This is a genomic window from Dyadobacter sp. 22481 (assembly GCF_052044875.1).
Taxonomy (GTDB): Bacteria; Bacteroidota; Bacteroidia; order Cytophagales; family Spirosomataceae; genus Dyadobacter; species Dyadobacter endophyticus.
The window spans coordinates 1,259,978-1,273,400 of record NZ_JBQENV010000001.1; the positions used below are offsets into that span (position 1 = coordinate 1,259,978).

Here is a 13,423-nt window from a genome sequence, read left to right on the forward strand (position 1 = left end):
TATCAGCGTTCCCGGAACATTTCCCCGATTTAATTAACTATGAAGAAATTAGCCTTAACTTTTATTTGCGCACTTTGCTTCGGAATGGCGCACGCCCAATACGACAACTGGGCGGTAGGTTTCAAACTCGGTGAACCCACCGGCGTTAACATCCGCAAGTATTTCAACAACATCCACGCCATCGACGTCACAATCGGCACTTATGGCGGCATTCTGGGCAACGACCGCAAGTACCGCGGCGACAACGGACTTTACAAAAACACCGGCCTTTCGCTCCAAATGCATTATTTATGGCACACGCCATTGTTCAACTCGGAAGCGGTGCATGTATATTATGGCCTTGGCGGGCAGATCAACAACCGCCGTTCATACCCGAAACGACTGAACGGCGATTATGAAAAGAACCTTACCCTAGGCGGCTCGGTGTTGGGTGGTTTTGAATATTACATTCCCGATAACCGTATTTCCGTGTTTCTGGAAGGAGGAACGTACGTGGAACTGTTGAGAAAGCCTTTCTTCTTCAGTCCCAATATTTCGGCCGGTCTCCGCTTCAATCTTTGAGAAATACTTCTTTCAAGCATACGAAAAGCAGGTTTACGCCTGCTTTTTTTGTTTAATTTGATGCGCAGTTTCGACTCGCTTCACCTATTTACCGGCGCAAAGTGTTTAAAGTTTACAGTTCATCGGCAGGGTCGGGGAAAACTTACACCCTCACCAAAGAATACCTCAAACTAGCCCTGCATTCCAATTCGGAGTTGTATTTCAGGCATATTCTGGCTGTGACATTCACCAATGCGGCGGCCAATGAAATGAAGGACCGCATTCTGCTGATGCTCCGCACATTCTCGGCATATACCGAAACCGACACGAAGCCGCACCCGATGATGCGCGACGTGGTAGTAGAAATGTACCCTGATACCGAACACGATACAGGGCTTTTCACGGGAGCATGCCAATTGATAGCCGCCCGTGCGCAAATGGTTTTCGGGCAAATCCTGCACCGCTATTCCGACTTCTCGGTGATGACGATCGACAAGTTCACGCAGCGGCTCATCAGCAGTTTTACGGACGAGCTGGGCATTCCGTTTGTATTTGAAACACAACTCGACGGCGACCTGCTCGACGACGCGGTGGACAGGCTACTGGCCAGGATCGGGCAGGAGGGCGAGGAGGTACTGACCGATATTGTCGAGAAATATTACCGTGAGAATGCCGAGGAAGGCAAAAACTGGGGCGCATTGCCGATGCAGATCCGCGACACGGCGGGTACTTTGCTGAGCGAGCAGAGTTACTTGCAGATGAAGCGCGTTGAGGACCTGAAAATGGAGGACTGGATTATTGTGCGTAAGCAAATGCGCGATTTCGTACGTGGGCGGGAGGAAATGATGACCAGGGATGCGAAAAATGCATTTGAACTCATTCAATCTACCTATTTGAGTGAAAAAGACTTCCACCAGAGTGGCAGAGGCATTTACGGCTATTTCAGAGACCGCGCCGAAGGTAAAAAACTCTGGATGGAGCCCAATTCTTACGTTTACAAAACCATCGGAGAAGGTGTGTGGTATGGTGCCAAAACGCCGGCACCGATCCGGGACGAAATAGAACGCCTCCGCATTGATTTGGAAAACTATTTCCATCAGATTGAAAATATACGCTCGGTGGAAACCGGGAAGATTACCCTTTACAACCAGCTCGACAGGCATATTTACAACCTGTCGCTCCTGGGCGAAATCAGGAAAGAATTTGACGCATTGCTCAAACAGAACAACCAGGTTCATATTTCTGATTTCAACCGGAAGATCGTCGACATCGTCGCGCGGGAACCGGTACCGTTTATTTTTGAGCGGTTAGGAGAAAAATATAACCACATTCTGGTCGACGAGTTTCAGGATACTTCCAAGCTGCAATTCGCAAACCTGCTGCCGTTGATCGAGAATGCATTGTCGAGCGGATTTTTCAATCTGATCGTGGGCGATGCGAAGCAATCGATCTACCGTTTCCGGGGTGGGGATATGGATCTGATATTGCATCTGGCGCAAAACCAGGTAATGCGGCTGGGAAGCATTCTCGGGAATAGCCCGTTCAACGAAGAACGGCTGTTTGCACTGGACAACTATCTGCATATCAATCACCTCAAAACCAATCGGCGTAGCTTCCGGGAGGTTACCGAGTTCAACAACCGGTTTTTCGCATTCATCGCCGATTCGCTGGGCGACGAATATCCGCTGATACGCGAAGTGTACGACGAGCATTTCAGCCAGGAAATACCCGAGGGCGTGAGCGAAGGCGGCCATGTGGAAATCGAGTTTCTGGAGATGAATGAAGCCACCGAAGAAGGTGCCGGGGAATCCTCTTCGGACCCGATCTCCCGGCGCGGGTTCGAACTTGTGAGCGGGCTTCGGAAAGAAGGCTATCACTGGCGGGACATAGCCATTTTATGCAGAAAGAAAAAAGAAGCCACCACCCTGGCCAATACGCTGAAGGAGGCCGGCTTCCCGCTCATTTCCGACGACGCATTGTCGCTGGCCTACTCGCGATCCGTGCATTTCATTATCTCGTTCATGAAGGTGCTCCACAGTTCGGATCACCGGCTTGCACGATACGAAGCGGCATATTTGTTCCACCAGGTGATACGCCGGCAGAACCCGGCCCCGCATGAGTACGAGGAGATCAGGGTGCTTTGTGAAGCGCGAGGCCTCGACAGTTTCCTCGAATATTTCAGGAAATGGGATATTGGCATTACCTCATTCAAAATGCGGCAGGTGTCGGTGTTTGAGCTCACGGAATTGCTGATGCAGCAATTTGGCCTTTTCAAACAACAACTCGAAAGCGAATACCTGTTCCGCTTCCTGGATGTGGTGCTGGAATTTGGTAACCGGAAGAGTAATCACCTCGGCGATTTTCTGAACTATTGGGAATCAGCCAGATACAAGTTTTCGATTACGGTACCCGAAGGCACGGATGCAATCCGCATTACTACCATTCACAAATCAAAAGGATTGGAATATCCAGTGGTGATCATTCCCTATGCCCAATGGAAAGTGACGCCCAATGCGCGCCTCGACCGGCTTTGGGTCGATATGGATGAGGTTGACTATCAAGAGATCCGGCTGGAAGATAAGCCCCATTATACGAATGCCAAACTGAGGAGCTCGATGGTTTCCGTGGTGAAAGAGCTTGAAAATACGGTGGTAGGCGAGCAGTACCGGGAAGAACGGATGCGGACGCTGATCGAGAACCTGAACCTGCTTTACGTCGCATTCACGCGGCCTGTACAGCGGCTTTATGTGCTGGCGAAGCGCGAACGCCGTTGGGAGTCGGGACAGCAGATCAACCACTGGCTGCGCGACTACCTGAACCAGGAAGGCGTCACGCCTGCCTGGGACGAGACCATTTCCCAATATGTGATTTCCGGCATGCCGGCGGCCGGCGACCCGGCGGCGGAAGGCTCAGGAGTGCTCAGACATGCGCATGTGAGCGGGGGGACGAGTCCTTTTGTGTTGAACAACATATTGAGCAACGACCGCACAGAATCGCTGCGCCTGCGCCGGATGGCCGACCGTATTTTCGACGTGCAGACGTTCGAGCCGCGCCACGACAGGCTGCAAAAAATGCGGTACCTGCTAACGAGGCTGAGAACCATTTCGGATCTGCCCGAGGCGTTGGAAAAGCTAGTGGGCGAGGGGATTTTTACCCGGAAGGAAACCCGGGAGATTGAAGACCTGACACTTTCGCTCTTGCAGGATCCTTCATTGCAAGCGCTTTACCAAGACGAAAACCATATTCAAATCAACAGAGAACTATTGGTTCCGGGAGGTAAAATGCTGCACATAGACAGGCTCGTTCAGCGGCCCGACGGCGGGTATATCTTCATGTCGTTCGTAGGCGGGAACAGCGCCGACGAGCCTCGCAGGCATTTAAAGAAGCTGATAAGGACCTTCACAGAGAGCGGGAAGCAATCGAGAGGGGTGCTGATCACCCTGGAAGATGAACTCACGGAATGGGTAGAATAGTAGAAGTATTTAACCTAATTGAAATTGAACGCGGTTAAAATTCCAACAAAAAGGGCCATAATGCGCCCAAAATGCATTATTTTTCCAATTAATCCCCAAATAGACATTTAGTACTAGTTCTACGCGCTATTCAACGTTTATGCATCTCACATTTCAGCGCCAGGTTTTACTTGGAATCTCATTTTCAATTCTATTAGTGCTCGCAGTAGGCTATGTGTCCTACAATGCAATCCTGATCCAGCAGGAAAATACCGCCTGGGTGGATCACACACGGGAGGTAATGCGGGTTTCTACCGCCGTTAAAAACCGTCTGCTGACAGCAGAAGCGAATGTCCGTGGTTTCGCGATCACAGGCAATAAAACCTTCGAAACAGTTTATCTGGAAGCTTCGCGCGACATTTGGGACGACGTCGGGACATTGCGTAAGCTCGTGAAAGACAACAAGGCACAAAGCGCCCGGGTGGACTCGCTGTCCGTTCTGCTCGAGAACCGGGTGGGGATAATGAGTCGGCAATACGAAATACTGAAAACGGAAAAGTACAGTATCGATACGATCCAGCGGATCGTGTTGCAGGGGAAGGATGTTTCCCTAAAAATCGAATTCAGCTTTCGCCGCATCGAAAATGTGGAGGAGGGGCTACTGACTGAACGCGAGCAACTTGCGTCGATGAGCTCTGCGCGCGCCAAGCAGTATATTGTGATGGGTTCGGCGCTGTTTTTCCTCGTGATCCTCTTACTCTATTACCTCATCCGCAAGACTTACCTGGCCCAGGTTGCCAGTGAGCAGGCTACACAGTTGGCGAATAAAAGGTTGGAGCAACTGGGCCTGGAAGACCAGGAGAAGAACTGGATATTGAACGCGGCTATGGAAGTGTCCAGCGCGGTCCGCGGGGAACCTACACTGACCCAACTATCAGAAAGATTGCTGAGCAAACTGGCAGAAGTAACAGAATCTCATGTATCGGCGATGTACCTCGTGACACGTTCGGGCGAGGTGCTCGAAAGATCGGCTACGTATGGTATTTCGGAAGCGGCGCCTTCGTTTATACCATTTGGAGAAGGGATACTCGGGCAGTTTGCTGTGTCGAAGGAGAATATGAAGCGGCTGGATGTCTCCGCTGGCTATATGCAGGTTAAAACGGCTACGGGGAGCTCGGCGCCGGGGGTGGTGTTATTGAAAAACATTGCTTTCGAAGGGCAAACAGCGGCGCTTATCGAGATCGGTTATTTAAAAGAGCCGGGGGCCAAAGCGACCAAATTACTCGACATGATCTCGGACAACGTGGCGGTGGCCATTATGGCTGCCCGCGCGCGTGAGATTGCCGGTGAATTGCTCGAAAAAACGCAGTTGCAGGCGGAGGAACTGGAAAGCCAGCAAGAGGAATTACGCGTAACGAACGAAGAACTGACGCGGCAAACGTCGCTGTTACAAGTTTCGGAGGAAGAGTTGCGCGTCCAGCAGGAAGAACTGAAGCAGATTAATACCGAGCTGGAAGAAAAGGCATTCATGCTCGAAGAACAGAAGCGGACGATCGAGGAGGCGCGCGACCAGATCCAGAACAAGGCCGACGAGCTGGAAAGGAGCGGAAGATTCAAAAGTGAATTTTTGGCCAATATGAGCCACGAATTGCGCACGCCGCTGAACAGCATCCTGATTTTGTCACGCATTCTGGGCGAAAATAAAGGGGCCAGATTGAACGATGAAGAGCAGCGTTATGCCTCGGTAATTTATAATTCCGGGAACGATCTGCTGACCTTGATCAACGATATTCTGGATCTGGCGAAGGTGGAGGCCGGAAAGATCGAACTGATTCATGAGCAAATCAGCGCGGAATCCGTCCTCGCGGAGGTTAAAAACACCTTCCAGAAAGTGGCCGAGAACAAAGGCCTTGTATTGCAGATAACCAAGGCCGGATCGTGCCCTGAAATGCTTTTTACAGACCATACCCGTCTTTTGCAAATCCTGCGCAACCTGATCTCCAACGCAGTCAAATTCACCTCCGCGCCCGGCAAGGTTTCCCTTACGATTTCAAAAGAGGGTGATCAGCTGCATTTCGAAGTGGCGGACACCGGCATTGGGATACCGCTCGATAAACAGGCGTCGATATTCGAAGCGTTCCAGCAAGCCGATGGTTCCACAAGCCGCAAATTCGGGGGGACCGGACTGGGGTTATCGATCAGTCGCGAGCTTGCGGCCCTCTTCAGCGGGTCGATCTCGTTGAGGAGTGTTCCGGGAGAAGGCTCTGTATTTACATTAAAAATACCTTACCTGACCGAATCGGACGAGCAACCGGCTGGCGATCGGCAGGAAGTGGTTGTTGAACCGGCTGTAACGGAAGGCCCTGCTTACAGGCCGTCGCCATCAGAGAACGGCAAAGCGCGCCGTCTGCTGCTCATCGAAGACGATGCCGTTTTCGCAGCGGATATGGCCGCGAAAGCGCAGGGCAGCGGTTTTGCCGTGCAAATTGCGGCAAATGGTCGCGAGGCGCTGGAGATGGTAAGCACATTCAGCCCAACTGCAATCATCCTGGACATGCATTTGCCGGATATACCGGGCGAAGAGGTTTTGAAAGCGTTGAAAAGTGATACGCGCACGCGGCTGATCCCTGTGCACACGGTGTCATCGGGCGATTTTTTCGATGATGAGATGGTCAGAAACGGCGCGATCGGTTTCATGCAAAAACCGGTAGACGAGCGGTCGGCCCAGCAGATATTTACGGCATTAAAACTGCAAGGCAAAGACCTGGACCGGCAGCGCATCCTGCTTATTGAAGACGATGCTTTCCAGAGTAAATACCTGGGCGATTTCCTCTCGGGCAATAATATTTTCGTGCTATACGCCTATTCGGCCGCCGAGGCGCTGCATATGCTCGAATCCGACCGGGTGGACGGCATTATTCTCGATGTAAGGTTGGCGGACATGAACGGATTGGATCTTTTGGACAAAATCAAAGAGAACCCGCAATGGAACGAACTACCTGTGGTGGTGAATACCGCAGAGGACCTTACGCAGGCTGATCTGGGACGTGTGATGAAATATGCGCACCCGGTGGTGATCAAAACGAAAAAGTCCAACGAACGGTTGCTCGACGAGGTGAAACTGTTCCTCAAAAAGATCCAGCCCAGAACGCAAGAGCCGGAGGTAGCGGGGGAGTCGTTCAGCAATGCGGTCGTGAATGCAGAACAGCACTTTGCAGGAAAAAAACTGTTGCTCGCTGACGACGATATGCGCAATATCTTCGCATTGAGCGCCGTGCTGGAAGACGCCGGTTTCAGTATTGAAATCGCTACGAACGGTAAAGAGGCTATTAATAAGCTGGAAGACAATCCGGAGATAGAACTGATATTGATGGATGTGATGATGCCCGAAATGGACGGTATCGAAGCGACGCGCCGGATCAGGCAGGTGCCCAGATGGTCCAACATTCCCATTATTGCCGTGACCGCCAAAGCTATGCAGGGCGACCGTGAGCAATGCCTCGAAGCCGGTGCCAACGATTATATTTCAAAACCTGTGGATGTTGATAAGCTGCTCTCGCTGATCAAGGTCTGGTTACACGCCTAGGGGAATGGTATTGATAGAATATCCGCAATTGGAAGTGCTCATCGCGCGGATCAGGGAAATATCCGGGTTCGACTTTTCGGGCTATGCGAGGCCGTCGTTGCTGCGGCGGGCCAGCAGGTATCTGACTACCCACAAAATGGAGTTCCCCGAGCTGCTTCTGCACATCGAACAGGGCGGGAGCGTCGTCTACGGCCTGATCCAGGAGCTGACGGTTAACTACTCGGAAATGTTCCGTGACGCCGACTTCTTTATGAAAGTGAGCACGGAGGTATTTACCTATCTCGAATCGTATCCTACTCTGCGTTTCTGGGTGGCGGGTTGCGCATCGGGCGAGGAGGCCTATTCGCTGGCTATTTTTCTCAAAGAGGCCGGTTTCCTGGGCCGCTCGCTCATATACGCGACGGACCTGAGCAATAAGGCGCTTACGGCCGCGCGCGAGGGGGTATTCACGCTCGGAAATGTGCGGGCGTTCTCGGAAAGTTATCTGGCGGCCGGTGGCAAACATTCGCTGTCGGACTACTACCATGTTGCGTACAATAAGGCGGTCATATTGCCCGAATTGCGTCGTAACATTGTTTTTTCAATGCACGACCTCACCGGCGACGGTGTGTTCAACGAGTTCCAGTTTGTGAGCTGCCGGAATGTGATGATCTACTTTACCCTGGAACTCCGGCAAAAAGTATTCCGGCTTTTGTATGACAGTCTCAGCATGTTGGGTTTTCTTTGCCTCGGAAAGCGCGAAACGCTGCGCTACTCGGGTCTGGAAGAAAACTTCAAAGTGATCGATAGCACGTTGAACATTTACCAGAAGATCAGATGAGCATTGCGAAAGAAGACGGTTCTCTCAGTTTAGTGCTGATCGGCGGGTCGTCGGGCAGCTTTGCGATCTTCGAAGAAATGATCAGGCTGGTCAAAAAACCGTTGTCCTTCGCATTGATTTTCGTATTGCACCGCGGCAAATCCAGCACCACCGTTTTACCCGAATTATTTAAAAACAAGACCAATGTAGCTATGAGCGAGCCGTATCATCTGGATCCGATCGAGGCGAATTGCATTTATTTCGCCTACCCGGATTACCATTTGCTGATAGGCCCCGACCGGCGGTTCTACTACGATTGCACACACAAAGACTTCTTTTCCAGGCCTTCCATTGATGCTACCTTTATTTCTGCCGCGGTTTCGGGCATTCACGTGAAAGCGGCTATGCTCTTTTCGGGTTCCAGCGCCGACGGGGCCTCTGGAATGAAAGCGTTGGCAGAAAAGGGCTTTCCGACGTACGTGCAGAACCCGGCCGAAGCAGAGTCACCGAGAATGCCTGAACAGGCCCTGTCAATCTATTCAAAACATCAGGTAATGATCGATGGAAACCCTTTTTCGATAATCAATAATATCCTTCAATAGCTACTCAACGATAACCCATGGAAAATACAAAGATTTTGTTGCTGGACGACCGGGAGGAAAACCTCATCTCGCTTAAAGCAATCCTGAACCGCGACGACATTGACATTTACGCCACCACGTCGCCCAACGAGGCGCTGCGGATTGTATGGGAGAATGACATTGCCGTTGCCCTGGTGGATGTTCAGATGCCCGGTATGGACGGTTTCGAATTCGCCGAGACGCTTTTTTCCAACCCGAAGACCCGCGAGATCCTGATTGTTTTCGTGACGGCTATTTCCAAAGAAACCACTTACGCAGTGCGCGGGCTTAAAACGGGGGCTATCGATTACCTCTACAAACCGCTGGATCCCTATATTACCAATGCAAAAGTCGATTCGCTGATCAAACTGGCGCGCAGCCAGCGCGAAATACGCGATAAGAACAAACTGCTCGAAAATTACGCGACGATCGTCCTGAATTCGCCGGATATTATCGCCACCGTAGAGCCGGACACCGGGTCGATACTGTCTATTAATCCGTCGGTTGAGACCATCCTGGGCATTTCGCCTGCTTCGCTGATTAAAACGCCGATGCTGGACCTGCTCGTAGATCCCCTGAAATCCTCGCTGCGTGATGTGCTTGTGAAGCGCAGTTTTATAGGTGGCGAGACGATCGTGGTGGAAGATCAGTTCTATGGCCGACTGCGGCAGCCTGTTTGGCTGGAACTCAGGATTATGTATAAAAACCGGCTGTTGTTTGTGAATCTCCACGACGTGGAAAAGCGTAAGGCGCACGAATTGGCGCTTATTGATGCGCAAACGCAGGCCGAAAAGGCGCGGAAAACGAAGGAGTCGTTCCTGGCGAATATGAGTCACGAGATCCGGACCCCTCTGAATGGCATCATAGGTCTGGGGAACCTGCTGTCGGCGACAGAACTCAGTGAAGCGCAGACGGAGCTGGTGAATATGCTCCGGCAATCGTCGGGATCGCTACTGAATATCCTGAACGATATTCTTGATATATCCAAAATAGACGAGGGTAAGTTCTCGATCATCCCGGCGTCTACTGACCTCCGGGTCCTCGGCAAGCAAATTATTGATCTGATGCAATTTAAAGCCGACGAGAAAAAGCTGGAATTGCGGCTTGAAATCGGTAAGAATACCCCTGAATCCGTAACGGTAGATGGCATGCGCCTGAATCAGATTTTGCTTAATCTTATCGGTAATGCGCTGAAATTCACTGAAACCGGTAGTGTGACGTTGAAAATGGAGCACCTGGCCCAAACGCCGGCCGGGCATTCGATACGGTTCGCGGTGGAGGACACCGGAATCGGCATGTCGGACGAGCATCTGGCCAATATTTTTTCGGAATACGGCCAAGCCTCCGAGAACACTTCGCATCAATATGGCGGCACGGGCCTCGGACTGACCATTTCGCAGAAACTCGTGCGGCTCATGGGCAGTGAGCTGGAAGTGAACAGCCGTTTCCGTCAGGGAAGCCAGTTTTTCTTCACATTGATCGTCCAGGACGCCAACGAAAAGTCGGGAGAGCAAAAGCCTGTCGTTTCATTTCAAAGCCTTCCATCTTTCGAGGGTAAGAAGGTGCTGGTAGCGGAAGATAATCCGATCAATGCATTGCTTTTGAAAAAATACCTGAAAGCCTGGCAACTAAATGCTGTGATCGTCAGCAATGGAAAAGAGGCCGTAGACCAGCTTCGGGAAGAACTGTTCGACCTGATCATTATGGATACCCGCATGCCCGAAATGGACGGTTTTCAGGCTGCGCGTTTCGCGCGTGAAGAGCTGCGCGTTACCACTCCGATCCTTTCGCTTTCGGCCACCGTGTTGCCGGAGGAAGTTTCCCAGGCACTCGATGCAGGTATGAACGATACGCTTTCGAAGCCGTTCGAGCCCGAAAAATTGCATCAGAAAATAGACTTGCTGCTTTCAACCTTAATGCCCGCAAACGTGTCCCAGGTTTAAAGTGCAACGATTTGCAGTAACTTTTCGTAATGAATATTTGCAGGATTTCGTTGTAGAAAGAGTAATTCTAATTTTAAAAGCAACAAATGAAAACGATCAGAAACAGTTGGTCATTGCTACTGTTAATAGCCCTGGGAGGTTGCAGTTCTTCCAAAACGATGCCTTACGCCTCCAAATGGAATGCCCCGTTCTCCTATGTGGATGAAATCAAACCCGACCAGCAGGATCAGCGGTCGCGACTCAGATACGGAATCATCAACGACGACCAGTACGTCTACATTACGCTCAAAACGAAAGATCCCAACACGATCCAGAATATATTGAGCAGCGGCCTTAAAATTGCATTCAGCCCCGAAGGGCAAAAGAAGGAGGGCTACGCGCTGACGTTCCCTGTTGTGATGAAAGAAGACCGCAAGGCATTGCGCCGTATTGATACTGATTTACCCAACAGCCTCGGACTGGATTTGCTGCTCGATTCTTACAATAAGGAGGCCGTTTGGAAAGACCGCGAAGGCCAGCACCTGATTGACCTCGTGCGGCCGGATGGCAGCATCAAATCGCACATCGCGATGGATCGTAACGGCGAACTTACCGAGCAGATCGCGATTCCTTTCGCGCTCATGAATGTGAATGCCCGCGAGACGGCAATGATGGGGCTCAGCATTAAAGTCGACGGACAGTCGTCATCCAATTCCGGTTTCAGTCCGCGCATCGGCATCGGCCTTGGGGGCGGTATCGGAATGGGCGGGGGCATGGGCGTCGGCATTGGTACGGGCGGCTATAATTCGCGATACAACGGCAATGATCGTAATGTCGACATCCGTCTGGAAGTGCAATTGGCAAGAGCTAATTAAACCAGTCTTTATCAGGATTTGCGGCCCGCGGCATTTTTGCTGCGGGCTTTTTTTGTGGGGTTGATGGTCGGGGTATGTACGCGGCGGCAAAGACCGGGTCAGCGGCAGATACGCTTGCATTTATCTGATATTCAATCGAAAGTGCATTTGACAAGTTTATAATTGACAAATAGTCAATCAATTGTTTGTCAATATCTTAGATATGATTTATTATTGTATAATACTTGATAAATCAAGTATATATCAACTGTAAATCAAATACTTTTCAAGTTTATGTCAACTATTTCTCAGGAGCTGAAACTGTTTTTAAACCTCACTATCATCCAGTCGATTACGGTGAAGCGTTTCGATGCGAGGCTTCAAAATCACGGTATCAGCCTCAATGAATTCATGATTTTGCACCATCTGGCGAATGTGCCGGACGAAAAATTGCGGCGTACCGATGTGGCTGAGAAGGTGGGTTTGACCGCCTCGGGGATCACCCGGATGTTGTCGCCGTTGGAGAAACTGGGGTATGTAAAAAGAGAGGCGAACAGCCGTGACGCAAGGGTGTCGTATGTGAAACTGGCTAATGCCGGGAAGAAAATTTACCTCGAAGCGATCGCCACGGCGGAAGCAACAACGGAGCAGATTATGGCCTCGGTGAAGACCAGGAAGCTCGACGATTTGCAGAAAATGCTCTCGGAGCTTGGCTCCACAATAGAATAGCCGCGCATAGCCCTGGGATTTTCACACAGGCCAATAAAAACGCCTCTGACAGACGATCTGCCAGAGGCGTGGGCAAAGGGTCAGGGAATGTTATTTCGCTTTCCTGAGGTAAATATTTCCGTTCATGTTCTTCATCATGATCTCGCTGCCGCCGCCATTGACTTTGCCTTTCACCCAGTCTTCGATGCTCACTTTGTACATGCCGTCCTTGGCTGAGCGCGTGGCCTGCGGTACCGATTTGTCGACGTCAACATCGAAATCGCTGTAAATGTCTCCGCGATCGGATTTGAGTTTAACGTCGAATTTTGCCGTGGCTGGAAGCGTAACATCCACATTGCCATTGAGCGTCGAAAACGCCATGGGCGATTTGGCCTCCACCGTTTTGAAATTTACTTTCAGCAGGCCGTTCACCGTATTGGCAACGGCCGAGCCTGAGATGTTGGTCAGGCGTATGTCGCCATTTACATTCGTGATCTCCATTACACCATCCACATTTTCGATCAGAATGTCGCCGTCGTTAACAGTACCGACATTGAGCGAGAACTTCATGGGAACTTTGATGTTCAGCTCCATTTTGGTATTGATAAGGTTCGAGCTGACATTCACGATGTTGTTCTCCTCAGTAGCCGAAATATCCAGTGCTCCGTTTTTGGAAATGCGTTTCATGCCTTCCGCATTCACTTTTGGCTTTTCGGGCTTATCCTGGTTTGTACTGGCGTCGATCACTACCTGGTTCCCGTTGTAGCCGGTCACGCGGATGGAGCCGGTGATCAGGTGTACTTTCAGCTTTCCGGGTTTGGCCGGGTCGCTCAAAGGGACTGTCAATTGTTCTTTCATATCGCCCTGGGCCAGCAACGGCGCCGAAATTGCGGTAAACGCTGTGAATGCTGCGAGGGCTAAAATGCGCGGGGTTTTCATTTT

At 51.0% G+C, this 13,423-nt stretch carries 9 protein-coding genes; 8 read left to right on the forward strand and 1 reads right to left on the reverse strand.

Features of this window, described 5'->3' with window-relative positions; all coding sequences use genetic code 11:
* Nucleotides 1–39: 39 nt before the first annotated feature.
* The 8 genes from ACTJJJ_RS04890 to ACTJJJ_RS04925 all read left to right on the forward strand — a co-directional run bounded on the left by ACTJJJ_RS04890 (nt 40) and on the right by ACTJJJ_RS04925 (nt 12,502).
* Nucleotides 40–561 carry a hypothetical protein gene (locus ACTJJJ_RS04890; RefSeq protein ID WP_188930034.1) on the forward strand — a complete coding sequence of 174 codons (522 nt, stop codon included), beginning with the start codon at nt 40–42 and terminating at the stop codon, nt 559–561.
* A 101-nt stretch (nt 562–662) separates the two neighbouring features.
* The gene (locus tag ACTJJJ_RS04895) at nt 663–4,013 is read left to right on the forward strand and encodes a UvrD-helicase domain-containing protein (protein WP_188930032.1); all 3,351 of its coding nucleotides are present in this window, start codon (nt 663–665) and stop codon (nt 4,011–4,013) included.
* Nucleotides 4,014–4,152: 139 nt separating this feature from the next.
* On the forward strand, nt 4,153–7,578 hold the full coding sequence (locus ACTJJJ_RS04900; RefSeq protein ID WP_188930030.1) for a response regulator: 3,426 nt from the start codon (nt 4,153–4,155) through the stop codon (nt 7,576–7,578).
* Between the two features lie 4 nt (nt 7,579–7,582).
* Nucleotides 7,583–8,398, forward strand: coding sequence for a CheR family methyltransferase (locus tag ACTJJJ_RS04905; RefSeq protein ID WP_188930028.1), 816 nt, complete (start codon nt 7,583–7,585; stop codon nt 8,396–8,398).
* The gene (locus ACTJJJ_RS04910; protein ID WP_188930026.1) at nt 8,395–8,979 is read left to right on the forward strand and encodes a chemotaxis protein CheB; all 585 of its coding nucleotides are present in this window, start codon (nt 8,395–8,397) and stop codon (nt 8,977–8,979) included. Before ACTJJJ_RS04905 ends, ACTJJJ_RS04910 begins: the two co-directional genes overlap by 4 nt.
* 17 nt (nt 8,980–8,996) lie before the next feature.
* The gene (locus ACTJJJ_RS04915; protein ID WP_188930024.1) at nt 8,997–10,940 is read left to right on the forward strand and encodes a response regulator; all 1,944 of its coding nucleotides are present in this window, start codon (nt 8,997–8,999) and stop codon (nt 10,938–10,940) included.
* Between the two features lie 86 nt (nt 10,941–11,026).
* The gene (locus ACTJJJ_RS04920) at nt 11,027–11,794 is read left to right on the forward strand and encodes a hypothetical protein (protein WP_188930022.1); all 768 of its coding nucleotides are present in this window, start codon (nt 11,027–11,029) and stop codon (nt 11,792–11,794) included.
* 273 nt (nt 11,795–12,067) lie between these two features.
* A complete protein-coding gene (locus ACTJJJ_RS04925) occupies nt 12,068–12,502 on the forward strand; it encodes a MarR family winged helix-turn-helix transcriptional regulator (RefSeq protein ID WP_188930020.1) in 435 nt (144 codons plus the stop codon).
* A 90-nt stretch (nt 12,503–12,592) separates the two neighbouring features.
* Here the strand turns inward: ACTJJJ_RS04925 and ACTJJJ_RS04930 are convergent, their stop codons facing one another.
* Nucleotides 12,593–13,420, reverse strand: a complete 828-nt coding sequence (locus tag ACTJJJ_RS04930) for a DUF4097 family beta strand repeat-containing protein (RefSeq protein WP_188930018.1) — start codon at nt 13,418–13,420, stop codon at nt 12,593–12,595.
* Nucleotides 13,421–13,423 lie beyond the last annotated feature (3 nt).

What these genes read in the sequence shown, in the direction of transcription:
- ACTJJJ_RS04890 (WP_188930034.1), top strand. Translation starts at nt 40, where the DNA reads ATGAAGAAATTAGCCTTAACTTTTATTTGCGCACTTTGCTTCGGAATG.
- ACTJJJ_RS04900 (WP_188930030.1), top strand. Translation starts at nt 4,153, where the DNA reads ATGCATCTCACATTTCAGCGCCAGGTTTTACTTGGAATCTCATTTTCA.
- ACTJJJ_RS04905 (WP_188930028.1), top strand. Translation starts at nt 7,583, where the DNA reads ATGGTATTGATAGAATATCCGCAATTGGAAGTGCTCATCGCGCGGATC.
- ACTJJJ_RS04910 (WP_188930026.1), top strand. Translation starts at nt 8,395, where the DNA reads ATGAGCATTGCGAAAGAAGACGGTTCTCTCAGTTTAGTGCTGATCGGC.
- ACTJJJ_RS04915 (WP_188930024.1), top strand. Translation starts at nt 8,997, where the DNA reads ATGGAAAATACAAAGATTTTGTTGCTGGACGACCGGGAGGAAAACCTC.
- ACTJJJ_RS04920 (WP_188930022.1), top strand. Translation starts at nt 11,027, where the DNA reads ATGAAAACGATCAGAAACAGTTGGTCATTGCTACTGTTAATAGCCCTG.
- ACTJJJ_RS04925 (WP_188930020.1), top strand. Translation starts at nt 12,068, where the DNA reads ATGTCAACTATTTCTCAGGAGCTGAAACTGTTTTTAAACCTCACTATC.
- ACTJJJ_RS04930 (WP_188930018.1), bottom strand. Translation starts at nt 13,420, where the DNA reads ATGAAAACCCCGCGCATTTTAGCCCTCGCAGCATTCACAGCGTTTACC.